This is a genomic window from Aphanizomenon flos-aquae FACHB-1287, assembly GCF_014698755.1.
Lineage (GTDB): Bacteria > Cyanobacteriota > Cyanobacteriia > Cyanobacteriales > Nostocaceae > Dolichospermum > Dolichospermum flosaquae.
This window is the reverse complement of sequence record NZ_JACJTO010000014.1, coordinates 50,270-75,762: the sequence shown is the minus strand read 5'-3', so window position 1 is coordinate 75,762 and position 25,493 is coordinate 50,270. Positions and strand designations below refer to the sequence as shown.

General features: G+C 37.2%; 28 protein-coding genes. 17 read left to right on the top strand and 11 right to left on the bottom strand.

Annotation, left to right across the window (positions count from 1 at the left end; all coding sequences use genetic code 11):
* Positions 1 to 138: 138 nt before the first annotated feature.
* Positions 139 to 1,494, bottom strand: a complete 1,356-nt coding sequence (locus H6G44_RS09035; protein WP_190385190.1) for a DUF3370 domain-containing protein — start codon at positions 1,492 to 1,494, stop codon at positions 139 to 141.
* A 38-nt stretch (positions 1,495 to 1,532) separates the two neighbouring features.
* On the bottom strand, positions 1,533 to 1,928 hold the full coding sequence (locus tag H6G44_RS09030; RefSeq protein ID WP_313885301.1) for a pyroglutamyl-peptidase I family protein: 396 nt from the start codon (positions 1,926 to 1,928) through the stop codon (positions 1,533 to 1,535).
* A gap of 210 nt (positions 1,929 to 2,138) precedes the next feature.
* On the opposite strand from H6G44_RS09030, the gene hisH reads away from it, so the two are divergent.
* Both hisH and rsmD read left to right on the top strand, forming a co-directional pair.
* The gene (gene hisH, locus H6G44_RS09025) at positions 2,139 to 2,774 is read left to right on the top strand and encodes an imidazole glycerol phosphate synthase subunit HisH (protein ID WP_190385191.1); all 636 of its coding nucleotides are present in this window, start codon (positions 2,139 to 2,141) and stop codon (positions 2,772 to 2,774) included.
* A gap of 74 nt (positions 2,775 to 2,848) precedes the next feature.
* Positions 2,849 to 3,433: a 16S rRNA (guanine(966)-N(2))-methyltransferase RsmD gene (gene rsmD / locus H6G44_RS09020; protein WP_190385192.1), complete on the top strand. Its 585-nt coding sequence runs from the start codon at positions 2,849 to 2,851 to the stop codon at positions 3,431 to 3,433.
* Between the two features lie 6 nt (positions 3,434 to 3,439).
* On the opposite strand, the gene petG is transcribed toward rsmD, so the two are convergent.
* Positions 3,440 to 3,553 (bottom strand): cytochrome b6-f complex subunit V, encoded by a 114-nt coding sequence (gene petG / locus H6G44_RS20250; protein WP_015078754.1) that lies wholly within the window; start codon positions 3,551 to 3,553, stop codon positions 3,440 to 3,442.
* Positions 3,554 to 3,752: 199 nt separating this feature from the next.
* Between petG and H6G44_RS09010 the strand changes: the two genes are divergently transcribed.
* Both H6G44_RS09010 and H6G44_RS09005 read left to right on the top strand, forming a co-directional pair.
* A complete protein-coding gene (locus H6G44_RS09010) occupies positions 3,753 to 4,127 on the top strand; it encodes a c-type cytochrome (RefSeq protein ID WP_190385256.1) in 375 nt (124 codons plus the stop codon).
* 142 nt (positions 4,128 to 4,269) lie between these two features.
* Positions 4,270 to 4,914: a hypothetical protein gene (locus H6G44_RS09005; RefSeq protein ID WP_190385193.1), complete on the top strand. Its 645-nt coding sequence runs from the start codon at positions 4,270 to 4,272 to the stop codon at positions 4,912 to 4,914.
* Positions 4,915 to 5,093: 179 nt separating this feature from the next.
* Here H6G44_RS09005 and H6G44_RS09000 read toward each other — a convergent pair whose 3' ends face one another.
* Complete coding sequence (locus H6G44_RS09000) at positions 5,094 to 5,474, bottom strand: hypothetical protein (protein WP_190385194.1); 381 nt, start codon at positions 5,472 to 5,474, stop codon at positions 5,094 to 5,096.
* 74 nt (positions 5,475 to 5,548) lie between these two features.
* Between H6G44_RS09000 and H6G44_RS08995 the strand changes: the two genes are divergently transcribed.
* From H6G44_RS08995 to H6G44_RS08980, 4 genes are all read left to right on the top strand, one after another.
* Positions 5,549 to 5,698: a hypothetical protein gene (locus H6G44_RS08995; protein WP_190385195.1), complete on the top strand. Its 150-nt coding sequence runs from the start codon at positions 5,549 to 5,551 to the stop codon at positions 5,696 to 5,698.
* A 245-nt stretch (positions 5,699 to 5,943) separates the two neighbouring features.
* Entirely contained in the window at positions 5,944 to 8,727 is a 2,784-nt protein-coding gene (gene secA / locus H6G44_RS08990; protein ID WP_190385196.1) for a preprotein translocase subunit SecA, read from the top strand.
* A 33-nt stretch (positions 8,728 to 8,760) separates the two neighbouring features.
* Positions 8,761 to 8,925 carry a hypothetical protein gene (locus tag H6G44_RS08985; RefSeq protein WP_190385197.1) on the top strand — a complete coding sequence of 55 codons (165 nt, stop codon included), beginning with the start codon at positions 8,761 to 8,763 and terminating at the stop codon, positions 8,923 to 8,925.
* A gap of 190 nt (positions 8,926 to 9,115) precedes the next feature.
* A complete protein-coding gene (locus tag H6G44_RS08980; protein ID WP_190385198.1) occupies positions 9,116 to 9,412 on the top strand; it encodes a ferredoxin in 297 nt (98 codons plus the stop codon).
* Between the two features lie 66 nt (positions 9,413 to 9,478).
* Here the strand turns inward: H6G44_RS08980 and H6G44_RS08975 are convergent, their stop codons facing one another.
* Positions 9,479 to 11,056: a SpoIID/LytB domain-containing protein gene (locus tag H6G44_RS08975; protein WP_190385199.1), complete on the bottom strand. Its 1,578-nt coding sequence runs from the start codon at positions 11,054 to 11,056 to the stop codon at positions 9,479 to 9,481.
* A gap of 270 nt (positions 11,057 to 11,326) precedes the next feature.
* Between H6G44_RS08975 and grpE the strand changes: the two genes are divergently transcribed.
* Together grpE and H6G44_RS08965 are read left to right on the top strand one after the other, a co-directional pair.
* Positions 11,327 to 11,992 (top strand): nucleotide exchange factor GrpE, encoded by a 666-nt coding sequence (grpE, locus tag H6G44_RS08970; RefSeq protein ID WP_190385200.1) that lies wholly within the window; start codon positions 11,327 to 11,329, stop codon positions 11,990 to 11,992.
* A 208-nt stretch (positions 11,993 to 12,200) separates the two neighbouring features.
* A complete protein-coding gene (locus tag H6G44_RS08965; protein WP_190385257.1) occupies positions 12,201 to 12,527 on the top strand; it encodes an STAS domain-containing protein in 327 nt (108 codons plus the stop codon).
* Here the strand turns inward: H6G44_RS08965 and H6G44_RS08960 are convergent, their stop codons facing one another.
* The 5 genes from H6G44_RS08960 to hisF all read right to left on the bottom strand — a co-directional run bounded on the left by H6G44_RS08960 (position 12,528) and on the right by hisF (position 16,417).
* Positions 12,528 to 13,664: a PP2C family protein-serine/threonine phosphatase gene (locus H6G44_RS08960; RefSeq protein ID WP_190385201.1), complete on the bottom strand. Its 1,137-nt coding sequence runs from the start codon at positions 13,662 to 13,664 to the stop codon at positions 12,528 to 12,530.
* 4 nt (positions 13,665 to 13,668) lie between these two features.
* The gene (locus tag H6G44_RS08955) at positions 13,669 to 14,433 is read right to left on the bottom strand and encodes a DUF1350 family protein (RefSeq protein WP_190385202.1); all 765 of its coding nucleotides are present in this window, start codon (positions 14,431 to 14,433) and stop codon (positions 13,669 to 13,671) included.
* A gap of 118 nt (positions 14,434 to 14,551) precedes the next feature.
* Positions 14,552 to 15,244: a hypothetical protein gene (locus tag H6G44_RS08950; RefSeq protein ID WP_190385203.1), complete on the bottom strand. Its 693-nt coding sequence runs from the start codon at positions 15,242 to 15,244 to the stop codon at positions 14,552 to 14,554.
* A gap of 109 nt (positions 15,245 to 15,353) precedes the next feature.
* Positions 15,354 to 15,545, bottom strand: a complete 192-nt coding sequence (locus tag H6G44_RS08945) for a hypothetical protein (RefSeq protein ID WP_190385204.1) — start codon at positions 15,543 to 15,545, stop codon at positions 15,354 to 15,356.
* Positions 15,546 to 15,643: 98 nt separating this feature from the next.
* Positions 15,644 to 16,417, bottom strand: a complete 774-nt coding sequence (gene hisF / locus H6G44_RS08940; protein WP_190385258.1) for an imidazole glycerol phosphate synthase subunit HisF — start codon at positions 16,415 to 16,417, stop codon at positions 15,644 to 15,646.
* Between the two features lie 253 nt (positions 16,418 to 16,670).
* Here hisF and H6G44_RS08935 point away from each other — a divergent pair, with 253 nt between their 5' ends.
* The 4 genes from H6G44_RS08935 to H6G44_RS08920 all read left to right on the top strand — a co-directional run bounded on the left by H6G44_RS08935 (position 16,671) and on the right by H6G44_RS08920 (position 21,797).
* Entirely contained in the window at positions 16,671 to 16,853 is a 183-nt protein-coding gene (locus H6G44_RS08935; protein ID WP_242031632.1) for a DUF4276 family protein, read from the top strand.
* A gap of 537 nt (positions 16,854 to 17,390) precedes the next feature.
* Positions 17,391 to 18,149 (top strand): TIGR00297 family protein, encoded by a 759-nt coding sequence (locus H6G44_RS08930; protein ID WP_190385205.1) that lies wholly within the window; start codon positions 17,391 to 17,393, stop codon positions 18,147 to 18,149.
* Positions 18,150 to 18,423: 274 nt separating this feature from the next.
* Entirely contained in the window at positions 18,424 to 19,182 is a 759-nt protein-coding gene (locus H6G44_RS08925; RefSeq protein ID WP_190385206.1) for a peptidylprolyl isomerase, read from the top strand.
* A 32-nt stretch (positions 19,183 to 19,214) separates the two neighbouring features.
* A complete protein-coding gene (locus tag H6G44_RS08920) occupies positions 19,215 to 21,797 on the top strand; it encodes a type I secretion system permease/ATPase (protein ID WP_190385207.1) in 2,583 nt (860 codons plus the stop codon).
* Positions 21,798 to 21,841: 44 nt separating this feature from the next.
* On the opposite strand, the gene H6G44_RS08915 is transcribed toward H6G44_RS08920, so the two are convergent.
* A complete protein-coding gene (locus tag H6G44_RS08915) occupies positions 21,842 to 22,810 on the bottom strand; it encodes an ROK family protein (RefSeq protein WP_190385208.1) in 969 nt (322 codons plus the stop codon).
* Positions 22,811 to 23,476: 666 nt separating this feature from the next.
* Here H6G44_RS08915 and H6G44_RS08910 point away from each other — a divergent pair.
* The 3 genes from H6G44_RS08910 (at position 23,477) to H6G44_RS08900 (ending at position 25,398) form a co-directional block, all read left to right on the top strand.
* On the top strand, positions 23,477 to 24,451 hold the full coding sequence (locus H6G44_RS08910) for a sucrase ferredoxin (protein ID WP_190385209.1): 975 nt from the start codon (positions 23,477 to 23,479) through the stop codon (positions 24,449 to 24,451).
* 129 nt (positions 24,452 to 24,580) lie between these two features.
* Entirely contained in the window at positions 24,581 to 24,949 is a 369-nt protein-coding gene (locus H6G44_RS08905; protein ID WP_190385210.1) for a YtxH domain-containing protein, read from the top strand.
* A gap of 11 nt (positions 24,950 to 24,960) precedes the next feature.
* Positions 24,961 to 25,398, top strand: coding sequence for a hypothetical protein (locus H6G44_RS08900; RefSeq protein WP_190385211.1), 438 nt, complete (start codon positions 24,961 to 24,963; stop codon positions 25,396 to 25,398).
* Positions 25,399 to 25,493 lie beyond the last annotated feature (95 nt).

The following is a 25,493-nucleotide window of genomic DNA, read 5'->3' as shown; positions in this document are numbered from 1 at the left end:
TTTTCTATGTTAATTTATACCCTGATAGCTTTTTTTACTTATTTTTTAACTTTTTTAATGTGAATAATCAAGATATCAAAAAGATCCCCAAACCCGGATTTTTTGAAGAAGTTGGGGGTCTGACTCGGTTATGTTGAACTACTTAGCCTGAGTTGATACCGTTAAAACCTGTGGTGGTGAAGCATCTGGTGGATAAAGAAAATCTACTTGGACTAAAGAAACTTTATCTGGTTTTATATCCAATGATACCAAAGATTCTCCTACTTCACCACGTTTTTGAACTAAATGGAAAAATTTATTTTGCCATTCTCCCTGTTTCTGATAACGTAAGCGCACCGTTCCTCTAAAAAAGATCTGACGCGGCGGAGAGTTGAGAAAGCGCAATCCAGGTTTGCTTAACTGATTTTCTTTAATAGGAGTTTGGATAGCAATACTTACAGTTTGTTCACTTTTAGTATTATTGTATAGAGGTAGATCAAGAGTATATTGAATACCATAATTACCATGAGCGTAATAGGCAGTATCAGGATAGCGGACTAACATGGGTGCGGTTTGAATCTGATTTGTTCCCCAAGTGCCCCCATGTAAGGTACTTAAACCGTAGGAGAACGCTGCACCACGTTGAGGAATAGTTAAATACCTGCCTTGAGGTTTATCTACTATATTTGCTAACCATCGAGAACCCCTAGATACTCCCGCTACACGTCCATAAATTGCAGGTTTATTATTTCCTGTAATGGGGGTGGGAACCTTATCTCTAGGAGTAGATAATTCACCATTATCTAATAAATTTTGCCATTCAGCTAGATTGGGTGCACGTTCGCTACCATCAGTATTTATCCGGGCAAACATCGCCAAACTGGCAGCATAAACATTACCATTACTCCGCAGTCGCAGATATGTAGACCGACCATTGATAGGCGGTCTGAGTCCTTGTACGGGAATTGGTAAATTTAATAACATCTGGCTTTCCCCTGGGGGAATAATAATTTGTGGGGGGAAAATATCTTGTCTTTGTCCTCTCAAAATATCAGACATGACGCGACTACCAGGACCTGCAAAAACTGTTCCTAAGTCATTGGGAATTAAAGATGCTAATTCCTTAAATGGTGCATCTGGTTGACTTAAATAACTCGCACCCTGCAATATATTAATTGTTAACGGTTGAGTACCAGGATTATGTAAGATTATGCCCAAGTAAAGAGAACGTAAATTTTCTGGTGGGTCAGCTTTAGCAATATGATGGGCAAAAATATCGAATTGTCCGCGCAGACGAAAATTTAAATGGGCTGATGTGACTTTTTTTCCCGCTGCTGGAAATGTAGAAAGTAAAATTCCCTCTTTTAATACTAGTTCTGGACTGTTACTGTTAAATACTGGCACTACATCTAGTCTTCCCGGCAAAGCACGTACTGATTGTATTTGCAATATCTCTTCTAGTGGTTTAGCTGGAACAGATTGAGCAAGGGTAAAAGCAAACAATAATGGCAACATAATAATGAATAGATTTGTTTAAACAGAAGTTAATATTTCTAGAGAAATGCCGAATTGTTAATGATCAAAACAAAATCAGCAATTTTGTCTATCAAGTTTTCTTGATTTAAAATTGGTACATGAACAAAAATACACTTAATTGGCAGTTGAGATCGGTGTAAATATTCCAAAACTGAATAATAAACTCCCTCACAAACAAACTTACCACAATCGTAGCTAATCTTCACCGCTGCTGTTGCCACTAATAATTTTTCAAGATCAACGGTGGTTTGTAAAATCTGTTCAGGAGAATTTATAGACTCTTGAGGCAAGATGTTTGTACTACTGGCAATGACTTCTACGCTTAATTGTGAACGAATTGCCGCCATAGCACAATAGATAATATAGTCAGGTCGGAGTTCATTAATTTTGGCAATGACGGCATCACTGGCCAATTACACATCTACAGGTAAACGAGACAAAAAAATCAAATCATGGGTGGGTAAAACCATTTTCCCTAGTGCGAGGAACAAGCCGGCGGATAAATTTGATTTTTGTTCACCTAACCAAATGTCAAAAGAAATAGTATTTTTTTTAATTATGAATGATAATTAGAATTAGAATAATTAAATGCCCTCCCTCAGAAATTTATAAGGAGCAGCTAAATGCCAGTGATTGCAGTTGTTGATTATGATATGGGAAATTTGCACTCTGTCTGCAAAGGATTAGAAAAAGCTGGTGCAACTCCTCAAGTTACTTATTGTTCTCAAGAGTTGGCGAAAGCAGATGCTATAGTTTTACCAGGAGTGGGAGCATTTGATCCAGCGGTGCAACATTTGCGATCGCGTGGTTTGGAAAAACCGATTAAAGAGGCAATCGCTTCTAGTAAACCGTTCTTAGGTATTTGTTTAGGATTACAAATCTTGTTTGAATCCAGCACCGAAGGAACATTACCAGGACTAGGAATTGTTCCCGGAAAAGTTCGTCGATTTCGTTCTCAACCCGGACTGACAATTCCCCATATGGGTTGGAATCAACTCCAACTCAACCAACCAAAAAATCTTTTATGGGAACATTTGCCTATCGATCCTTGGGTTTATTTTGTTCATTCTTACTATGTTGAACCCACAAATCCCCGCGTCCAGGCAGCAACTGTTACCCATGGTGATCAAACTTTTACGGCCGCTATCGCTCATGAAAATCTCATGGCTGTGCAATTCCATCCTGAAAAATCATCAAATGTGGGTTTGCAAATCCTATCTAATTTTGTGGCTCAAGTCCGGGAAAAAGTCTTTGCTTAACAAAAGTTTGCAATATTTTCAATGTTTTCAGGTGTTTATTTTTTCAAGTTTTCAGTTTTAATGATCAATAAGTAATGAGTTTGAGAATTTACGGGAATCGTCTGCTTAAAACCTTGCCAGGTGAACATACCAGACCTACCAGTGCGCGGGTCAGGGAAGCATTGTTTAATATTTGGCAGGGAACAATCCGTGGTTGTCGCTGGTTAGATTTATGTGCCGGTAGTGGTTCTATGGGTGCAGAGGCTTTATGTAGAGAAGCCAGCGTTGTGATTGGTATTGAACAATCAAGTCTTGCCTGTGTTATTATCCAAGAAAATTGGCAACAGGTAGCCAAATCAGAACAGAAATTTCAGCTATTGCGGGGAAATATTACTCAACAATTAAAAAGATTATCAGGTCAAAAATTTGACAGAATATACTTTGATCCACCTTATGCTAGTGGATTATATGAACCAGTATTAAAAGCGATCGCTCAGTATCAGCTTTTAGATTCCCTGGGGGAAATAGCGGTGGAACATCGTCTTCAAGACTGGACACCACCAAATATTCCTAACTGGGAAATTTGCCGTCATAAAGCTTATGGTAACACAGCTTTAACATTTTATCAAGAGCAGGGAATCGGAAATCAGGAAAACTCGATTCCTTCCCTGCTTCCTTAATTAATATCAGCCGCCCAATTCAGTAGGACGCTTATATTGTCTATAAGCTGCGTAAAATAGTCCGCTTAAAGTTACAAAAACTAAGCCAAGCACAATACCGGATAATAGGGGTTCAACCACTGTAAATCTCCTTGTTACAATTATAGAAAGATTCGTGTCCTGTTTTTGATTTTACCAAATTTGACATTGATCCCGCATCTTATAATAGTTTTAAATCTAAATACTATATAAAAATCATCTAATGTACTTGCAAACACAATCAATAAATTTTAAGCTATGTGTAGGAAATGAAAACTTGAAGACTGTAGAAGCAACTCTTTTGGATAACCATCTGACAAAACCTGAAACCCTGATTCAACAGATCGTTATCTTTGTCGTAGCGATACTGATAGCTCTCCCATTAATCCTGTTTGGGATTGAAATCATCAAAGCCTCTGATCCTTATGTTAAAAGTGTTCTATCCCTTCAGGGTAACCTAGTTCAAGGAAAAGCTATTTTCCAAATTAACTGTGCTGGTTGTCATGGGTTAGAAGCAAATGGCCTAGTTGGACCGAGTTTACGTGAAATCTCCAAATATAAATCCCGCTATGGACTAATTCATCAAGTAACTAGCGGAGAAACTCCCCCTATGCCCAAATTCCAGCCTAGTTTGCAAGAAATGTCAGATTTGTTGACCTATTTAGAAAGTCTGTGAGTTTTTGTGCATGATTACTATAAAGATTCTAAACTTAATGGTAAATTATTATGCACGTTTAAACAGCTTCTATGTTCGCAAAATCTGGTAATTGGTAACAAGGAAACATAACAAAAAATCAATAACACAAGTGGTTACAAATATGATAAAATCAAAAAGCCTGATTCTTTTATTCCCCATGATGACAACATTAGTTAGTCTCTTAGTTGGGTTAGAAGTTTTTAACTCAAAAATTGTATTAGCAAAACCCATAAAAAGTCCAATTATTAAGGGACAATGTGGGAGGAAACAAAAATGTGAAACATTGTTTAAACAATTAACTAAACTCTATCCAGAATATATCGAAGGATATAAAAAGCAATGTCGAGCTAATAAAATTATCGGTTTAGAAGTTTTTGATAAAAACACAAAAGTTTCTCTTACTTGTTGGGATGCTAAAAAATTTAAAGATGGTAGTCGTCGGGGATTTTCTTTAGGTGGATTACCAACCCCAGGAAACGAAGATACATTTTTAGCACCCTTACCCACCGATCCACCCTATGCTAAATATCTACAAGAAAAATACAGTAATCAAGTCAAAAAAGCTCAATTTAAATGTGCTACAAACTGGGGAGCTTTCAACTTTTTAATATCAGAAGATAAAAAATTCATAGAACTCCAATGTTATTTTCAAGATGGAGTAGTTTTCATAGATGATAATAATGATTGGGTAAGAAATGGTGAAAGCAGAGGTGCTGGAGTTGATGAAATTTTAGGAACTTTCCCCTTACCTACTGCAAATAAATAGTCAAATTGAGAACTCTATGGCAAATTTAGCAAAAAACAAATCCTACCACCGGCTAGAACACTACTGATGCTTATGTTGGCTATTTTTGGCTCAATTAAAGTCCATGAATATTTGTATATACTCGTTGGGTAATTACGTAAATTACTTATATTTGATCATGACCGTGTATTAGTAATTGGTTAATAACGCCCTTGATCTCGTTGCAAATCAAATATGGCTTTTTCGATGTACCATTGGTCACTCCGTCCAGGATGTTTTTGTTTTAGATGATTAATAAGTCTTTCAGCCGTTGCAGTATCAGAATTAACCTTTTTTAGTAATTGATTCCACTGCCTAGAGAGGTGACGATTATTGCTATATTTGTACCTAATTGGTGTGAACCTCTGATTATGTCCGTGTTTAGATTGCCTGGCTTTTGTGATCTTTCCCCATTTAGGTAGGTAGTTTGATACTTTGAATTTCCTGGAAACCTCAAGTATCTTATCTATCAAGAAAAATATTATTCCTAGTGATACGGACAGAAAAACTACTTGAAACAGGATTAAAATTAAATCAAGCATAATCTTCAAGAATTCTAGAAACTTAGGCGATGCTCACTTTCAATAACTAAATAAACAGTCCTACTGAGAATTTTATGGCAAATTTTGTAAAAAGTAAATCCCATCGGCGATTAAAACGCCAACTACTGATTCTTATGTTGGCTATTTTTGGCTCAAGTGTGGCTATGGGCTGGATATTGGGATTAGCTACCAGTGCTCACGGTGCAAATCCTATAAACTCTTAACTTTGTGCCTTTGCGGGAAACATAATTTCTAACGGCAAAATGGTACGATCGGACAGGTTCAATATTAAAATAATAATTAAAACCACTCATTGTATACAAGTGATCATTTTTTTGAATTTGGTTTTTGAGCAAATGCTCATTTTTCACCCATCCATAAGCCAAACGGCTGGGTTACATTAAATGTCTATAATCATATAGCCAAGTCTTAGATATCCATTTTCCTTGATTTAGTCCTATAAACTGCCATGCTAAAACTTTTGTTGGGCGATCCCAACGCTCGTAAACTTAAAAAATACCAACCTGACATTACAGAAATTAACCTTTTAGAGGAAGATATTAAACCGCTGTCTGATGAACAGTTAAAAGCTAAAACCGTCGAGTTTAAACAACGGTTAGCGAATGGCGAAACTCTAGATGATATTTTACCAGAAGCCTTTGCCGTTGTCAGGGAATCAGGTCGGCGTGTTCTGGGATTGCGACACTTTGATGTACAATTACAGGGCGGTATAATTCTCCACAATGGACAAATTGCGGAAATGAAAACTGGTGAGGGAAAAACCTTAGTAGCGACCTTACCAGGTTATCTCAATGCCTTGACTGGTCAGGGTGTCCACGTAATCACTGTTAATGATTATCTAGCCCGTCGGGACGCGGAATGGATGGGTCAGGTACACCGGTTCTTGGGGTTAAGTGTGGGGCTAATTCAGTCCACTATGACCCCCAGTGAACGTAAAAAAAACTATGGCTGTGATATTACTTATGTCACCAACAGCGAAATTGGTTTTGATTACCTACGGGATAATATGGCTACCTCTATGGCTGAGGTGGTGCAACGTCCGTTTAATTTCTGTGTTATTGACGAAGTAGACTCGATTTTAGTTGATGAAGCCCGGACTCCATTAATTATTTCTGGTCAGGTGGAAAGACCGACGGAAAAATACTTACAAGCGGCGGAAATTGCCTTTGCTCTCCAAAAAGATGAGCATTATGAAGTGAATGAAAAGGATCGTAACGTTCTTTTGACTGATGAGGGTTTTGCAGAATCAGAAAATCAGTTGGGTGTGACAGATTTGTTTGATCCAGAAGACCCTTGGGCGCATTTTATGTTTAATGCGATTAAGGCCAAGGAGTTGTTCCTCAAGGATGTGAATTATATTGTCCGCAATGATGAAGTTGTGATTGTGGATGAATTTACAGGTCGGGTATTACCGGGACGACGCTGGAGTGATGGTTTGCACCAAGCTATTGAGGCGAAGGAACACGTAGAAATTCAGCCAGAAACCCAAACTTTGGCGACAATTACCTATCAAAATCTGTTTTTACTCTATCCCAAGTTGGGGGGAATGACGGGAACGGCAAAAACGGAAGAGGTAGAATTTGAGAAGATTTATAAACGGGAAGTGACGATTATTCCCACAAATCAGCCCAGAAGACGGGAAGATTTGTCGGATATGGTGTTTAAGACTGAACCAGGAAAGTGGGGAGCGATCGCTAAAGAATGTGCCGAAATGCACGAAAATGGTAGACCTGTGTTAGTGGGGACAACTAGCGTCGAAAAATCTGAACTTCTGAGCCGACTCCTCAAAGAAATGGCAATTCCCCATGAGTTACTGAATGCTAGACCAGAAAATGTGGAACGAGAAGCGGAAATTATCGCCCAAGCCGGACGCAGTGGGGCTGTAACTATTGCCACCAATATGGCAGGGCGGGGTACGGATATTATTCTCGGTGGTAACTCCGAGTATATGGCCCGGTTGAAGCTGCGGGAATACTTTATGCCCCGGATTGTTAGCCCAGATGATGATGATAGTTTTAGTATCCAAAGGGTTTCGGGATTACCTACGGGTGGTAGCGGTGGTGGACAAGGTTTTGTCCCTGGAAAAAAGGTGAAAACTTGGCGGGCTTCTCCAGAAATTTTTCCCACTCAATTAACAAAGGAAACAGAACAGCTTTTAAAAGCGGCTGTAGAGGTGGCTGTTAAGGCTTACGGTGAGCGCAGTTTACCAGAGTTGGAAGCAGAAGATAAAGTGGCTGTAGCGGCGGAAAAAGCCCCCACAGATGATGTGGTAATTCAGAAGTTGCGGGAGGCTTACCAACAGGTTAAGCATGAGTATGAAGAGTTTACCAGCCGCGAACATGATCAAGTTGTAAGTAGAGGCGGTTTGCACGTTATTGGTACGGAACGTCACGAATCACGACGAATTGATAATCAGTTACGCGGACGGGCGGGAAGACAAGGCGACCCAGGGACGACCAGATTTTTCCTTAGTTTAGAGGATAACCTATTACGAATCTTTGGGGGCGATCGCGTTGCTGGCTTGATGAATGCTTTCCAAGTGGAGGAAGATATGCCTATTGAGTCGGGAATGTTAACCCGGAGCTTAGAGGGCGCGCAGAAAAAGGTGGAAACCTATTACTACGATATCCGTAAACAGGTGTTTGAGTATGATGAGGTGATGAATAATCAACGTCGGGCTATTTATGCGGAACGTCGCCGGGTTTTGGAAGGTCAAGATTTAAAGGAACAGGTGATTAAATACGCAGAAAAAACGATGGACGACATCGTTGATTATTACATCAATCCAGATTTACCTTCGGAAGAATGGGAATTGGATAAGTTGGTGGATAAGGTAAAGGAGTTTGTTTACCTGTTGGCTGATATGCAGCCTAGCCAGTTGGAGGATATGGTGGTTACGGAAATTAAAGCTTTTCTTCATGAACAAGCCCGAATTGCCTATGATTTGAAGGAGGCGCAAATTGACCAAATTCAATTAGGTTTAATGCGTCAAGCAGAACGGTTTTTTATTCTTCAACGCATAGACACTTTATGGCGGGAACATTTGCAACAAATGGATGCTTTGCGTGAGTCCGTTGGCTTGCGTGGTTATGGGCAAAAGGACCCGCTCATTGAGTATAAGAGTGAAGGTTATGAGTTGTTCTTGGATATGATGGTGAATATTCGCCGTGATGTGGTTTATTCTCTGTTTATGTTCCAGCCACAAGCGCAGCAAACTGCTGAGATGGTTTAAGGCTTTTTCCTTGCAACAGACGCAGAGGCACGAATGATGTTATCTGCGTCTTTATTTTCTAAAGAGCAGGGAAGAATTGAACCCCTAATGGACGAAGAGCGAGAAGGAAGAGCCGGAATCCATGGTAATTATCAAACCAGCATAAAAAATGTCACCAGAATCCTCTTTGACATCTATCCCAGTGAGTATGTCATATAACAAAAACTTATGGGTGATTAGTAACTAAATTTCATTACTAATCGGGATTAATTTTCTGTTATAAGTTTTAACTTTTCCCTTAGTATCAGAATTGAAGCAAATTTCAAGCCGCGGCTAATCATCTTAGAATAGCTGTGAAATTTACTTAAAGATTACTTATACTGCCGATTTCACAACAGAGGATAATTAAATGGCTGTTTACAAAGTTACTCTAATAGACGCAGAAGGCACCCCGACTACTATTGACTGTCCCGACGACACCTATATTCTAGATGCAGCAGAAGACGCTGGACTTGACTTACCCTACTCCTGTCGGGCTGGTGCTTGCTCAACTTGCGCTGGTAAACTTGTTACTGGTGCTATTGACCAATCCGATCAGTCCTTCTTAGATGATGATCAAATCGAAGGTGGATATGTATTGACTTGTGTGGCTTATCCTACTTCTGATGTCACCATCGAAACTCACAAAGAAGAAGATCTTTACTAAGCTTTAGTCACAAGACTTCAGTACAAAAAGGGTTGGGGATTGGCTAGGAGTTTTACCAATTCCCAATTACCGATGCTCTCTAATTTTAGTGCCAGGATAATAAAACTCTAAAATCTTGGCACTAGACCAACCCAATTTGGCTAAATTTTGCGCTCCTGTTTGACTTAAGCCTACTCCGTGTCCTAGGCCACCTCCAATAAAAGCATATCCCCAAAGATTTTTTTGACCTTTATTTAAAGGTTGAATATAAAAAAGCGTGCTAATAGGTGCTGCAAAGGCACTACGAACTTCATCTTTTTCTAAGGTGAAAATACCAATATCTGTTTTAATGGCCAGCTTTAATATCCGTCCGCTGGAACTACGCTGAACCACAGACATGGCCTGGAGTTTTTGGAAATTGCTATAGGGGCTTTTTTTAGACTGTAAGAATTTTTGCAAGTCTTTGGTAATTTTATCAATATCCGTTTCTCTGTGCCAACGGAATATATCCCATTTACTCTCATTAAATCCGGCTTTGAGATTTATAAATTGTTGGAAGTTCTGATCATCTGCTAGACTTTGAGTCGATAAGTTCCAGATATTTTGATTAACTGCATCTAGCACTGGTTTTAAATAGGGACGGTCTTCACCATTCCAGATATCACTAAAGTTAGCGGTGACACCACCCGTAGTAGAAGAATACAAAGCATCAACTATTTCATGATTATAAGTGAGTACCTGAGATCTAGTTAAGGCGATGGCCTGATCTGTATTTTTGGCAGTTCCGCTGAGTCCTTGATAAACTTGACAGTGTGTATCAGCACATAATTGATAATTATCTACAGTAAATCTGCGGACATTGCGTAAGGCATAGGTGCGAGCAATGATGGCTTGTGCTTCTAGGGCTGCCATGGGCGCGTCTGTACCAATTTCATGGGGTAAAACTCCCCGCACATAGGTTTCTAGTGGTACTGTATTTACTAAGGTATAATGCCCGTGGGCGTTAGGCTGCAAGGTGATTTTTCCTGCGTAAACACGTTTTTGCTCTGGCTGCTCATTTGTATTGACTTTAACTAAGTCCTTACCCGCTGTTACTTCTAGATAATTTGGACTATAATTTTTACCGTTAACTACCCAGGTAATTTTTGGGACTTTCTGCTGAATGTTGGTTGACAAGTAAGCATTTTTATCGCCGGATGTTTTTATACTTTGTAATAGTAAGCGACGAATTAAGGGGCTGTTGTAAACGTCCCGTTTTGCCCATACTTGCCACCGTTCTGGTTGGGCTATTTCTGCTTCTATACCTTGATCACTCCAGCGTTTGGCCTGATCTTCCGCTGTTTCAAAGGTCCGAAAATCTCCCAGCACTAATACCTCCTGAACCACTGGTGAGGTTAAGGGTTGCATAACTGTTGCTAACTGGATGGGTTTATCTGTGACTAAGGTTTGTTTCTGAATACCCACTGCAAATTTTAATGTGAGGCGATCGCCTTTTGTTGGTGCTAATTCTAATTTATCCGTGGGTTTAGCCCCAAATCGTTGGACAATGCCAATTTGCAATACTACATCCTGATTTTTGCCCATGGGTTCTGATGCAGCTGTCAATCCCAATAGACACAGGGTTGTTACTAATCTGTAGGAAAAACGCCAAATAAATATTTTCATGAAAACTAATTCTGTTTGCCCTTATGCTGTCGGAGAAGTTTTAAATTAATTAACCCAAATTACTAATGAGAAGAAAATGCAGGGGGGCAGAAAGAACCACCAATAACTAACCTAAATCTAGATAATTACCAATGGGGAATATCATATATTTTTACTTTATTTTTGCTTACGCGCTTCTATAATACCATTACGTCTTTTTTTCGGCATACTTGCAAATCAAAGTCATTATGAGTATGATTTATCCAATTCTTGCTTTATAGCCCATATTTTATGCCGGAAATTGATTTTACCGATAATTTGCGAAATTCCATGCAAAAAGCCGGTTTTGCTAGTTTTAAAGCTTTAAGCCTTGCTGCTGGGGTTTCACAGTGGCAAATTTTGCAGTTGCGGAGGGGAAAAATCGCCCAGATGCGGGTGGAGGTATTGGTAAAACTTTCCCAGGTTTTACAGGTGTCCTGGACTGAGTTGGTAGAAACTTTCGGTATTGGTGGTTTATATTCTTTAAACAAAACTCAGTCTGATTATAAAAATATAGACTTATTAAAGCAAATTACAGATTTACAAGTTGAATATGAGCGAATCAAGTTGTCAATGGGACAACAACGAGAAGTATTAAAACAGGAGTTTCAGCGGTCGAGTTTACAAATATTGGAATCTTTGTTACTACAATGGCCAACAGCAGCATCTAGAGCTAGAGAAGATCATCAATTAGCAGCAGTAAAAATATTACCTTTGGTGGATAAACCCCTGGAGACATTATTGCAAGCTTGGGATGTGAAAACGATCGCTTCCGTAGGTGATCAAATTCCCTATAATCCCCAATTTCATCAATTACTAGAGGGAACAGCACAACCAGGAGAAATTGTGAAGGTGCGTTATCCTGGTTATATGCATTATGAGCAACTTCTATACCGAGCCAGAGTAAGTCCTATATAAAGTTTATATTCTTTTGAATCTAATGATTGTTTGCTAATAAATTTCTAAAAAAAATCTGTAAATTTCCTATTTTGTTTTTCAGGAACTTTCGTGAATTTTTAATTAAAGCTTTGTGAATATTTTTGTGTACAAAATGCCTGTTTATAATCTCATGTTACTATATACTAATAAAATCAAAAATTCTTAAATAAATTAAGATGAGAATATGATCAATCCGCAAGTGAAAGTGATTGCACTTAGTCAAAACTTTAATGCTACTACCTCTCACGGTTTTCAGGAAACTATTAAAGAAGTGATTACCAGTGGCATCAAAATTGTATTAATTGATTGCCAAAGTGTCATCTTTATGGATAGTTCTGGACTAGGTGCGTTGGTTTTAACATTTAAAACCTTACAAGAATCTGGTATCAAGATGGTTATATGTTCAATTAATGAGCAAGTTAGGATATTATTTGAATTAACTGGCATAGATAGTATATTTACGATTGTTCCTAATAAAGACGCATTTAATAATCTTTTAGTTTCTGCCAGTTAATTAATCAAATTTCACTTGGAGAATAGATAAATCATCCTCAAATGTATCTTTGGAGTTTAAATTAATTAGATAATCCAGTATATAATCAAGTTGGTTATCAACAGAATACTGTAAGCTAATTAAAATCTGAATGAAACCTTCTAAACTCCAAAGAGTACCATTTGATTGAGTAATTTCGTAAGCACCGTCACTAAAAATATAAAGGGTACTAGATTTTTCAATATGACAACAAGCATTAACATATTTAGCTTCAGGAAACATCCCCACAGGTACTCCTGGAGTTTTTAATCTTTTTACCTCTGTATTAATAGGAGAATTTCCAGAAAGAATAATTGCAGGTGGATGTCCAGCACTAGAATATGTTAATTGACGGCTAACTCGATTATAAACTCCATACCAAATCGTAAAATATTTATCATTTTGATAATTCATTTGAAAGGTAGTGTTTAAAGCTGCTAATACCTCACTGGGCTGATAGTAATTTAAATCTTTGAGAGCGCGGGAACGTAAGAGATTTAAGACAGAAATGGCCGGTAGGGTGGCTTTAAGTCCATGTCCAGCAGCGTCTAGTAGGTAAATAGCTAAAGAATCAGTATCAAGCCAATTATAATCAAAACAATCGCCACCTAATTGCCGTGATGGTAAAAACGTAAACTTGATACTCAAGGGTTGATTTATGGGTAGGGGTAAAAGGGATTTTACATATTCTGTAGCTTCGGCTAATTCTGTTTCTAAAAGTAGCTTTTGGGTATGTAAATCCTGACTTAATTGATGTAGACGTAAACCGGCTCTTACCCTGGCTTGTAGTTCATTTTGTTCAATGGGTTTAGTGATAAAATCATCCGCACCAGCATCTAATCCTTTAACTCGATTAGCAACTGAATCTAAAGATGTTAATAGGATAAAAAATGTGGTGGATAATTTGGGATCTTTTTTAATGATATCGCATACTTCTATACCACTTAATCCGGGCATAATCCAATCACATATAATTAGGGCTGGAGGTGAATCCATGGTTCTGAAAATTCCTTCCTCTCCCGTACTTGCAGTAATAACTTTATAACCTTGTTTTTCTAATATTCTTTTGAGGAATATTTGGATAGATTGGTCATCATCAATGATTAAGATTTCAAACATGGGATCAATAGGAAAGGGGATTTAGCCAAAACAATATAACTTGTTTTAATTGGTTTAAATCTCGATAGACTTCTTGTTTTAACCATTGTCCTAAAGCATCAAAAGGACTGAAAGAACTTCCTGGTTGCCATTTAATATCTTGTCCTAAGGGTGTGGTATGAGTTCCTGATAAAGTTTGTGTTGTCACCATATCAGAAAAAAGTTGTTGTAAAATTGTGGTTAAGGTTGCTGATTGATCCAAGGTATCTTTATTGAATTTTATTAATAAATTTCGCCGAATCTGATAGCTTTCTTGAATTATTCGGTGAGTTTGTGTAGGTGTAGGTGTAAATTCAATATCTAATTGAGAATTTAATTGTTCTACTAAAGGTATAGCTTCATTAGCAGCAAAGTTATTAAAAGATATTAAAATATTGCCGGCACGTTGAACTGAAAACATACTACCAATGAGTAAATGGAGTTTACAACCCATACTATGTCCTATTCCATAAATTGGCAGGTAAAGTTTGCGGATTTCTCCAGAGTCTTGTAACCTTTCTAGAGTATATTCAAATTTGAGAAGTACAGATTTAGCGATCGCTATATGATCTAATGTATTCACAAAAGGTGTAGCAATAATTAGATATCCTTTATCTGCTAGATGTTCGAGTAACCAACGATAGGTTAAATGTGGTAATGTAGCTACGAATGCACCACCTAAAAAATGAATAATCCCGATAGGATTAGACGGAACAAGTACCCAGGTGCCTCTAATTTCTTGCCAGTTCATTTTCAAAATTTGTAAAATAGGATTTAGCAGAATTTACGTTCAGGGAGGAGTTAGAAGAAGAGAGAAAAGTGAAAGTATTTTCTCTAGCTATATTTTATATCTAAACACATATTATGTATTAATGCTCATTTTTGCTTTGCAGTCTTTTCATTTCTTCCTGCACATCTAAGGAAATTTGTAACGCTTCATTTAATATTCTACCATGTTCGGTGGCTTCTTCACTCACTTGCATTGATGCCAAAGTGGCTAAATTATTGGTAAATAAATTAGAATTGGTGATAATAAAATGTTTATTCTCTCGCAAAATTCTCTCTGTTTTTAAAGCCCGTATTAAATCATTTCTAGTTAATTCGAGTGCTTCTAATACTTTTTCTCTTTCTTGTATACCTACTCCTAAGTTACCAACATCTTCGATTTGGTCATTAATATCTATAGCTTTAATAACGGAATTATATCTTTCTACATCATTTAGTAGAATCCGCAAAGAATTTGTCATATTCCTGTTGAGAAACTTATTTTTTCCTTTCCATAGTAAATATAATAGAGTTTGTGTTGTTCCACATACCCATAAAACAAATATGATTGATATCCAAAATGGTATTTTTACTAAAAATAGGTAGGTACAAACGAAAATAGTCAGTCCCGCAAAAATTACAGTCGGTTTTTCTGTTTGTTGAGCTTTTTTTAGCGATTTTCTAATAAACTGCTGAATAATATTAGTAATAATTATTAATTTATTATTAACAGGTAAGTTAGTCGCATTTTTAAGTTGATCATGACTAATATCCAAACCCTGTAAATCATCTCGCACAGTTGCTAAATCCTTAACATAAGTAGGTCAACACAATAAAATAAAACTGTGTAAAGAAACTTAAAATTACTGAAAACTTCTTTACTCTTACCTCTTACTTGAATATTCTCTAGGCAACTTGTAACAAATAAGTCATACAGTTTCCCATTAGAAAATAAACTACCAGCATGGCTGCTGCTGCTAAGGCTACTAGTATACCAGCCAACACGAGAGAAAATTCTTTATGCTCATAGGCCTTTTCCATCAGGTGTAGCGACCATGCTACAAGTGCCACATCAAAGATTAAAATAGGAATCAACATATTTCTTAATATTTCTTCATAGAAGTACCCTTATCGTAACACTGTTTTGGAAAACTGTGTTCTACATTCCATAGATGAGTTGGTCGCTGTATTTGATATCAATGAGAGAGACGGACAGGAACATTGCGTTCTTGCAAATAATTTTTAATTTGTGCTACACTGAGTTGCCCAAAATGTAACAAAGAGGCTAAAAGTGCGGCTTCGGCTTTACCTTGAGTTAAAGCAGTGTGAATGTGTTCACAATTTCCCGCACCACCAGAAGCAATTACGGGAATTTCCACAGCATTAGCGATCGCTTTTGTCAAGTCCAAATCATAACCAGCTTGAGTTCCATCAGCGTCCATACTTGTGACTAATAATTCTCCAGCTCCGCGTTTTGTGACTTGTTCAGCCCACCAGAGGGCATCAATGCCAGTATTTTCCCTACCACCGCGAACATATACATCCCAACCGGGATTCTCAGGATCAAGTCTACGTCTAGCATCAATAGCTACAACAATACACTGATTACCAAAGCGATCGCTTGCTTGGGTGATTAAATCTGGATTTTTGACGGCCGCAGAATTAATACTAACCTTATCAGCCCCAGCTCGTAATAAATCTTTAACATTTTCTAAGGTTTGAATCCCACCACCGACAGTGAGGGGAATGAATACCTGTTCAGCAGTCCGGTAAACGACATCAATAATCGTGGCCCTATCTTCATGAGTAGCAGTAATATCTAGAAACACTAACTCATCTGCACCGGCTTCATTATAAACCTTGGCCAGTTCTACAGGATCACCAGCATCCTTAAGATTAACAAAGTTAATTCCCTTGACAACTCTGCCCGCCTTGACATCTAGACAAGGTAAGATTCTTTTAGACAACATAATGACTTTTATATTTTCGGTAACTGCTAGGAATTTAAATTGTAAAGGTAATTGGGGAATATTTGACAAGAGAATTTCCTCAATTTCTGTAACCGGAATTAAATCGTGAAAGATCACCTCCGTTGCATCATCTTTAACAGATGTTATCCCAATTAATCGAGAATCTCTGGCTTTGGGTGATTGAGGATCAGAAACCACATTTTTATATACATTAATTCTCAAGACTATTGCTGATAGCTATGAAACCCCTGAGTTGATTAATGATAGCAGGGAAACAGCCCCTAGTAAACGTATTATTGCCCAATTTCCTGATTATGAAAGAGCAAAATCTACTGTGGGCTCACTATTAGCTGAATCCATTGGATTAGAAGTAATTCGGAATAAATGCCCTCACTTTAATTCATGGTTATTAAGACTCGAATCATTGGGTAAATAAGGAATTGATACCCCCATTAATATTGAGTGTACATTTTTGTTTTCATGAAATGCTATCCCATGATAAATTCTAATAAAATTCATTGAAATGTATAAAGGATAAAAGCAATGACTCAGGGGTATTATTTGGTGAATTTTGGATTTTTTATGACATTTTTAGTTGTGATGGTAGTAGATATGAAGCAGTTGGAGAAAAAAAGATTCAATATATGATATTCTAGATATGCACATTACAGACTTAGGTATATTAAGATGTCAAGCTGAAATATGCAAAATAGTCTTATTAGAAAATAAAATCTTTAACATTGCCTGGAAGAAAAATAAAGAGAATAAAAAGAATAAGGAGTCCCTTGTAAATATTTTTTATCAATTAATTAATCCTAATACAAGCGAATTTAAATATACTAAAAGAGAATTGAAGTAGTACGACAAGCAATAGAAAAGCAAGGTAGAAAAGAATCTTAATATTAATGTAATAAAAGAGGATAAAATAATTTTATCACATTAAAAATCTGAAAATACCCATAATTTATCACAGATGTTATCTTTAATAGACTCTATCAATCCCTGGTTAATGGGATTAGCCTTAAATACGATTTTACTAGGAATAGTAGCCATTATTCCCAAAAAATTGCTTACCCCGGCAGGTATACTTAATGCTGGGTTATTAGGAATTATCATTTGGGGAACACTAGGTTGGCAAGGATATCTAGTAGTAGTATTTTATTTTATTGTCGGTTCTGGGGTAACGCGCATTGGTATAGCGGAAAAAGAAGCCGCAGGAATTGCAGAAAAACGTGGTGGTGCAAGAGGTCCAGAAAACGTTTGGGGTTCAGCATTAATAGCGGCTTTATGTGCGTTGGGAGTATTGTTTTTACCTGGTTTTAAATATTTGTTATGTTTGGGTTATGTTGCCAGTTTTAGTACCAAACTATCAGATACAACTGCGAGTGAAGTGGGGAAAGCTTATGGTAAAAACACCTTTTTAATTACCACATTGCAGCCAGTTCCGAGAGGGACAGAAGGGGCAGTCAGTTTAGAAGGAACTTTAGCTGGTATAGTAGCATCAATAGCGATCGCTCTGATTAGTTGGGGAGTAAATTTAATTAATCCTCTGGGTATTCTTTGGTGTGTAATAGCCGCATTTATCGCCACTAATTTAGAAAGTGTCATTGGTGCAACTTTGCAATCCAAATATATTTGGCTTACCAATGAAGTTGTCAATATTTTTAATACCCTAATTGGTGCAATTGCGGCGATAACATTAGCATTAATTTACCAAAGTATCTTTCTTTAAATATTGACTAAAATCAAAATCTCCGTAGGTTGGGTTGACACCAGGAAACCCAACATCATCATTTTTGTCATATTGCTTACAGATTGAAAAATAGTTATCGTCTAAAATCATTTAGTTTACTTTTAATAAAAAATTATGATATTTTATTACCAGATTTAATTACATATTTAATTTATCGAATCTTTATAATTACTAAATATAATTTTCTACTGTTTTCCCCATTATTTAATGGAAAGTCTTATAGATGTTTTAGTATTATTCTGAGAATTACTTCATGGAATCTTCATCTTTTTTAACTGTAAACGGTCAAGAAATTGCCCTAACTGAAGTAGTCAAATATCTACAAATATCTGGGAGACTGGGAAATTTTATTAGTGACGTACTGCGTCAGCACATCATTGAACAAGAAATTAGTGCTAGAACAGATATAGAGATTAGTTCTGCATTAATTGAACAGACAATTATTGATTTTCGCCTAAAAAATCAACTAACTGACGCCCAAAAATTTCAAGAATGGCTAACAAGTAATGGTACAGATTATACAACTTTTCATACATCTATTACCTTTAGCTTTCAGTTAGAGAAACTCAAAGCATTAATCACAGAATCAAAATTACCAGAATACTTTATTGAAAGAAAGATTTACTTAGATAGAGTTGTACTTTCACGGATTCTAGTTGACAGTCGAGAATTAGCAGAAGAACTACAAACTCAAATTGAAGAAGGAAGTAGTTTTGAACAACTAGCAAAAGAGTATTCATTAGCCGACGAAAGAGTATTTAATGGTATGATGGGACCAATTAGTCGGGGAACTATACCAGATATATTACGTGCGGCCGTAGACTCAACCACCCCTGGAAAATTGATCAAACCCATAGAAATAGAAGGACGTTTTGCTTTATTTAGATTAGAACAAATTCTTCCGGCCTCTTTAGAAGATCCTCAATTACAACAATCTCTAAAAAATGAATTATTTGAGAAATGGCTAGGAGATAAGATTCAAAATCTCACAGTCAAAATTCAATTGAATTAAAACTTTTAAACAGTCAATTTTAACGAATAAATGTGTTAAACAATTTACCATGGAATGAACCGCCACTATCCTGGCTAAATGCTGAAGAACAAAGCGAATTAAAACAGCAAGCCGAAATACATTACTACAAGCTTGGCGAAAAAATTTGGTCACAAAAATTAGCTGGTAATCAATTTTTTATTGTCGCTGGTAAAGTCCGATTAAGAGAGGAAAAAGAAAACAAAACCGTAGCTACCTTGCAAACAGGAGATTGGTTTGGTAATTGTCAACAATTATTTACTGATTGTAAAGCCGTAGCTACTAGCAAGGAAGTCATAGTTGTGTGTTGGAATTCGTCCCTATGGAAAAAGTTTTTAAATCCTCAAGTTGATGGATTTTGGAACAGTTCAATAGAAGTAAAAGAGCTAGAAGCCGTGTTATCAGTTCCTAATTCTCCTTTGGTTTCACCTCCTGCTAAATCCGAACAACCAACAATTTCTAATTATCCCTTTGTGGGAAGTGAAAATAGAGGTGCTGCTTGTTTAACAATGGTAGCACAATACTTACAAAATCCTGTACAGTTAGCATGGGTACAACGTCAATTACGCGGACAAAAACCTAAAAATCTGATAGAAACTGGGGAGAAATTAGGGTTATTATTGCGGAAATTACAAATTAATTGGAGTGAATTACGCCAATTATCTTTTCCCGCTTTATTGTTGTGGAATCAAAGCAATCAGGAAGGGGAAAATTCTCAATTAAATTGGGTTGTAGCTTATGGAATCAAAGGTAATTATTTAATTATTGCTAATCCCCAAAATCCTGATTATATTTGTGAACAATTACCTCAATCTGTGGTAGAAAATTGTTGGGATGGTACATTATGGCAAGTTGAGCTAACTTCCCAACAAGAAAAATTTAATTTAGCTTGGTTTACCCCCGCAGTTTGGAAATATCGAGGCTTATTAGGTGAGGTTTTATTAGCTTCTTTTACCTTACAACTATTGGGTTTAGCTTCACCATTAATTACTCAAGTTATCATTGATAAAGTCATGGTACAGGAGAGTTTAGCCACATTAGATGTAATGGCGATCGCTCTCTTATTAGTTGCTATATTTGAATCTATCCTGGGTATACTGCGGCTATTCATATTTACCCACACAGCCCGACGTTTAGATTTGAGTTTATCAGCCCAACTTTTTCGCCATTTAATGCGTTTACCCTTGGCTTATTTTGAGTCGCGGAGAGTGGGAGATACAGTTGCTAGAGTCCAGGAATTAGAACAAATTCGCCAATTTCTTACAGGTACAGCTTTAACGGTAATTCTTGATAGTATTTTTGCTGTAGTATACCTGGGATTAATGTTTTATTATAACATTCCCCTGACCTTTGTAGCCTTAGCTGTATTACCATTATTTGCGACTTTAACGATTATTGCCACACCGATTTTGCGAAATTGGCTAAACGAAACCTTTAACCGCAGTGCTGACAGTCAATCATTTTTAGTTGAGACAATTACCGGCATTCATTCAGTCAAAGCTCATGCAGCAGAACCAATAGCCAGAGAACGGTGGGAAGGTTTATTTGCTCGGTTTATTCGTACCAGTTTTAAAGCTTCCACCACATCTAATATTAGTAGTAATATTGGTAATTTTCTCACTAACTTTTCCACCTTAATCATCCTTTGGTTTGGGGCAAAATTAGTAATTGATCATCAACTTACTATTGGTCAATTAATCGCCTTTCAAATGTTATCAGGAAGAGTTACCAGCCCTCTATTAAGACTAGTACAGTTATGGCAAAATCTCCAACAAGTGCTATTATCAGTAGATAGAATTGGTGATATTCTCAATGCAGCACCAGAAACAGAAGCAGGAACAGGTTTAGTATTACCACCCCTCAAAGGTGAAGTTAATTTTGATCAAGTTTTCTTTCGCTATAATGTCAACACAGAACCAGTATTAAAAGGAATTTCTTTTAATATTGAACCAGGGCAATTTGTAGGTATTGTCGGACGTAGTGGTTCAGGAAAAAGTACCCTTTCCAAACTTTTACAACGACTTTATCAAATTGAATCAGGACAAATTCTAATTGATGGATTTGACATCAAAAGTACAGACTTATCATCCTTAAGACAACAAATTAGTGTAGTTCTCCAAGAAGACTTTTTATTTAATGGTTCAATCTTGGAAAACATCACATTAGGAAATCCAGATATCACCTCCGAACAAGTTGTAGAAGCCGCCAGATTAGCAGTAGCCCATGACTTCATTAGTCAACTACCTTATGGTTATGAAAACAACGTAGGAGAAAGAGGAACAGCATTATCTGGAGGACAAAGACAACGAATAGCATTAGCCAGATTATTTCTAGCATCTGCACCAATTCTCATATTAGATGAAGCCACCAGCGCCTTAGATAGTGAAACCGAACAACAAGTATTACAAAACCTCAAAAATGTTTCCTCTAACCGCACAGTATTCTTAATTGCCCACCGTTTTGCCCCCCTCAAACGAGCCGATTTAATATTAGTCATGGAAAAAGGAGTAATAGCCGAAAGAGGAACACATTTAGAACTCTTAAAACAAAAAGGTTTGTACTGGTCACTTTATCAAAGACAACAAACAAATATTTAAATTAAACTCTCCGTGCCTCCGCGTCTCTGCGTGAGAAAAAGAATTTAATCCAAGATATCCAAACCTAAAGCAACCGCCCCCCATAGAGGTGCATCATCACCCAACAATGCCCGCACAATCTCAAAATTTACCTCCGGTAGTGCGGTTTCCCTAGCTACTTTCCGCACCACAGTCCAGAAATTATCCCCAGATTTGGTAACACCACCACCTAAAACAAACCGTTGGGGATTCATGAGGTTAGCTACATTCCCAATACCTACCCCCAAAGCCCAAGCACTTCTGAATAATACCTCTTGTGCTATTTCATCTCCGTTAGCTGCGGCAGCGCTGACCACTTTACCTGTTAGTAAGTTAAGATTATTACCTGTCAAATACCTGAGTATCTCCCCCCTGTTTTTACCTTTAGCATTGGGTGGTTCTTTCTCCAACATTTCCCGCGCATTTTGTGCCATGTATGGACCAGAAGCTAACCTTTCTACACATCCTCTTTTTCCGCATAAGCATAAGGGACCTCTAGGGTCTACGACCATATGACCAATTTCTCCCGCCATACCTAATGCACCTCGCCAAAGTTTACCATCTAGTATCCAGCCTCCACCGACACCTGTACTAATGGTAATATAAAATAAGCTATCATATCCTTGTCCAGCCCCAAAACGATGTTCACCAACAGCCGCAACGTTAGCATCATTATCTATAATGGTAGGTGCATGATAATCTTCTTCCAGTATTTGTTTAAGGGGAACATTTTCCCAGCCAGAAACGTGATGAGATAAACGGACTAAGCCAGTTGTTGCATCTACAGGACCTCCAAAACTGACACCAATAGCATCCGGTTTCTTTCCTTTTAGCACAGAATCAATGAGCGATCGCATAATTTCTAAATCAGTCAAAGCATCTCCATTGGTTGGAGAAAACCGTGATTCATGGTCTAACCACTCTTTAGCACCAGCCTTAACCGTTGCTGCTGCCAATTTTGTCCCGCCAAAGTCTAAAGCTAAAATTAATGTCATATAATTAAAAATAGGGAATTTACGAAACAACTATCAATTCACCATTATTACTTAATCATGATTTTCTTATAGTTCATGATGAAACCGTCTTTACCATTGGCATATAAAATATTTCTATATTCTATTTCTATCTTTATATCCTTTCCCAATTTCATGAAGTACACACCAATTTATTCACAGTTACAGGATTCCCTCTTCTCTGTTCCCTAAAACTAAAAAACTTTGTACCTCACGAGTATGGGAACTGCTATATTCTACATTTATCATGCTTGTATCATACATAACCTGAATCTATGCCATTTTATATTTTTGCAGGTAATTGAGAATATTTTGCAATATTGATAAATTTAAGATATAATCTACTAACTAGTGAACAGAAAATATAGTCTTCTATTTAGATTATTTAAATCTGGGAATTTAGTAATTAAAAGTGAGGATTAATAATAGTGATCAAACCAATCAGAAAATAGCCACATATTCTAGAAATGGTTTCTATAAAATGATACTGTATTTTACATTATTGTATCTTCTCGAATAGTTTTTTGAATAGGTTTCTGAATAGTATTTATTGAAGCAGCAGCCTTTTTTAAAATTAGAACTTTAGGAAATGCTTACCAGGCTTGTTCCTAACCATTGTCCATCAAATCTCTAGTTGAGTAAGTGTAAATGAACAAATTTTTCTGTGCGGATAATTCACGGGTAATACAAGAAGATATCATTGGTAGTGCCACCAATTACCAAACCTATATTTTAGTAGAATGTCCTACCCCTTGGGTTTATGAAGCCTTTAATTCTAAATGGGTTCCAGATAACTTACGCAACTTAGTAGAAGATGTAAACCGCGCTCAACTACCAATTCGGTTTCTCTTAATTGCCAATGATCAATCACACAAAATAGAACAAACAACCTTATTAATTTATCAACAGCAAGAAGGATTAAGTAACGGATACCGGAAACAAGAATTTAAACTACCAAATATTGAAAAAGTTGCAGGGGTTGTTAATAAATGGTTAGCTGGTGTTAGCAATGATTATGAAATAGAATCCACCATGAGCCGAGATATATTAGTATGTACCCATGGTAGTCATGATCAATGTTGTGCTAGATATGGTAATCCTTTTTACTTTCATGCTCAAAATACCATCTCAAACCTACAATTAAATCATCTCAGAATTTGGAGATCAAGTCACTTTGGAGGACATAGATTTGCTCCCACAATTATAGATTTTCCCGAAGGTAGATATTATGGACTTCTTGATCAGGATACTTTTAAATCAATTTTAACGTATACTGGCAATATACAATACTTACATAAAATTTATCGTGGCTGGGGAATCTTACCCAATCCCCTGCAAATTTTGGAAAAAGAACTGATGTTGCGTTTAGGTTGGGATTGGTTTAAATATAAAGCAACAGGTAAAATATTAGAAAAAAGCCTGGATAATCATACAATTCTTGGTGAGTTAAATTTTGAACAACCTTCAGGGGCACTTTATACATACCAAGCAAAACTTATAAAAGACGAGGTAAAAACACAACCAGTTAAAGTTTCCTGTCATGCTTTACAAGAGACAATATGCTTGAAATATACTGTATCGAATCTTTGGCTTGTAGCTAAGAAAGTGGCAACTTATAGTTAAAATATGGCAAGAGTCGGGACAACAGTAAGCTCAGTAACCATTCAGGAGTCAAGGAGTCTTAAGTGCATACTTCAGATCAAACCAGATTCCCATATAAAATTAAGTTTTATGGAGTAGAAAAATCAAAAAATGTCTAAAAACCGTTCTGGAATCTTTATAGGTGGTTTGATATTAGGAGCAGCTATCGGCACTTTAGCCGGATTATTAGTTGCTCCCCGCACAGGACGAGAAACCCGTAAACTAGTGAAAAAATCGGCCAATGCTATCCCCGAATTGGCAGAAGATATCTCTAGCAGCGTGCAAATTCAGGCTAACCGTCTTTCCACCAGTACCCTGCAAAACTGGGATGAAACCGTAGACAGACTGCGGGAAGCGATCGCTATTGGTATAGATGCTACCCAGCGCGAAAGCCAAAGTTTAAACAAGAAAAATACTGTTGATGTTAGTAGCACCACAGACAGCATCAATCCTCTCACCGAAAAAATAGAACGTTTATAAATGGCATAACCGTGATTGACCCTTTATTTTGGCTGGGACTATCTATCCTCCTAGTTGCTGCCAGCCTAACAGCCGTTTTAGTGGCAGCCATACCCGCTTTACAGGAATTAGCCCATGCTGCTCGCAGTGCCGAAAAATTCTTTGACACCCTTTCACGGGAGTTGCCACCTACTCTCAAGGCTATCCGCAACACCAGCTTAGAAATCACAGACTTAACCGATGATATTAGTGAAGGTGTTAAAAGTGCCGGTCAAGTTGTCAAACAATTTGATCAAAGCCTAGATAGTGCCAAAAAACAAGCAGAACATATTCAAATTAACACCCGTAGCGTCTTAATTGGTTTTAGAGCAGCTTGGACAAGTTTTACCCGCAAAGAAAAATCCGGGGAAATACAAAAACGCTTACCAGTCCATGAGAACCCATCAATGCAATTAAGAAAACGGGATTAGAGACTGCCAAAATTGATAAACAACAAATATTTACCAATCCCCAATTTTCCCATCAGGTTTTGCTGAGATATCTCAATATTAGAGTAAAGTAAAGA

Coding starts and splice junctions, on each gene's coding strand:
- H6G44_RS08915 (WP_190385208.1), bottom strand. CDS start 22,810: ATGACATTAATTTTAGCTTTAGACTTTGGCGGGACAAAATTGGCAGCA.
- H6G44_RS08960 (WP_190385201.1), bottom strand. CDS start 13,664: ATGTTTGAAATCTTAATCATTGATGATGACCAATCTATCCAAATATTC.
- rsmD (WP_190385192.1), top strand. CDS start 2,849: ATGAGTTTGAGAATTTACGGGAATCGTCTGCTTAAAACCTTGCCAGGT.
- H6G44_RS08955 (WP_190385202.1), bottom strand. CDS start 14,433: ATGAACTGGCAAGAAATTAGAGGCACCTGGGTACTTGTTCCGTCTAAT.
- H6G44_RS08995 (WP_190385195.1), top strand. CDS start 5,549: ATGGCAAATTTTGTAAAAAGTAAATCCCATCGGCGATTAAAACGCCAA.
- H6G44_RS09000 (WP_190385194.1), bottom strand. CDS start 5,474: ATGCTTGATTTAATTTTAATCCTGTTTCAAGTAGTTTTTCTGTCCGTA.
- hisH (WP_190385191.1), top strand. CDS start 2,139: ATGCCAGTGATTGCAGTTGTTGATTATGATATGGGAAATTTGCACTCT.
- H6G44_RS08910 (WP_190385209.1), top strand. CDS start 23,477: ATGAACAAATTTTTCTGTGCGGATAATTCACGGGTAATACAAGAAGAT.
- H6G44_RS08980 (WP_190385198.1), top strand. CDS start 9,116: ATGGCTGTTTACAAAGTTACTCTAATAGACGCAGAAGGCACCCCGACT.
- H6G44_RS08905 (WP_190385210.1), top strand. CDS start 24,581: ATGTCTAAAAACCGTTCTGGAATCTTTATAGGTGGTTTGATATTAGGA.
- grpE (WP_190385200.1), top strand. CDS start 11,327: ATGCCGGAAATTGATTTTACCGATAATTTGCGAAATTCCATGCAAAAA.
- H6G44_RS09035 (WP_190385190.1), bottom strand. CDS start 1,494: ATGTTGCCATTATTGTTTGCTTTTACCCTTGCTCAATCTGTTCCAGCT.
- hisF (WP_190385258.1), bottom strand. CDS start 16,417: ATGTTGTCTAAAAGAATCTTACCTTGTCTAGATGTCAAGGCGGGCAGA.
- H6G44_RS08975 (WP_190385199.1), bottom strand. CDS start 11,056: ATGAAAATATTTATTTGGCGTTTTTCCTACAGATTAGTAACAACCCTG.
- H6G44_RS08930 (WP_190385205.1), top strand. CDS start 17,391: ATGTTATCTTTAATAGACTCTATCAATCCCTGGTTAATGGGATTAGCC.
- H6G44_RS08945 (WP_190385204.1), bottom strand. CDS start 15,545: ATGTTGATTCCTATTTTAATCTTTGATGTGGCACTTGTAGCATGGTCG.
- H6G44_RS08985 (WP_190385197.1), top strand. CDS start 8,761: ATGATGTTATCTGCGTCTTTATTTTCTAAAGAGCAGGGAAGAATTGAA.
- H6G44_RS09005 (WP_190385193.1), top strand. CDS start 4,270: ATGATAAAATCAAAAAGCCTGATTCTTTTATTCCCCATGATGACAACA.
- H6G44_RS08925 (WP_190385206.1), top strand. CDS start 18,424: ATGGAATCTTCATCTTTTTTAACTGTAAACGGTCAAGAAATTGCCCTA.
- secA (WP_190385196.1), top strand. CDS start 5,944: ATGCTAAAACTTTTGTTGGGCGATCCCAACGCTCGTAAACTTAAAAAA.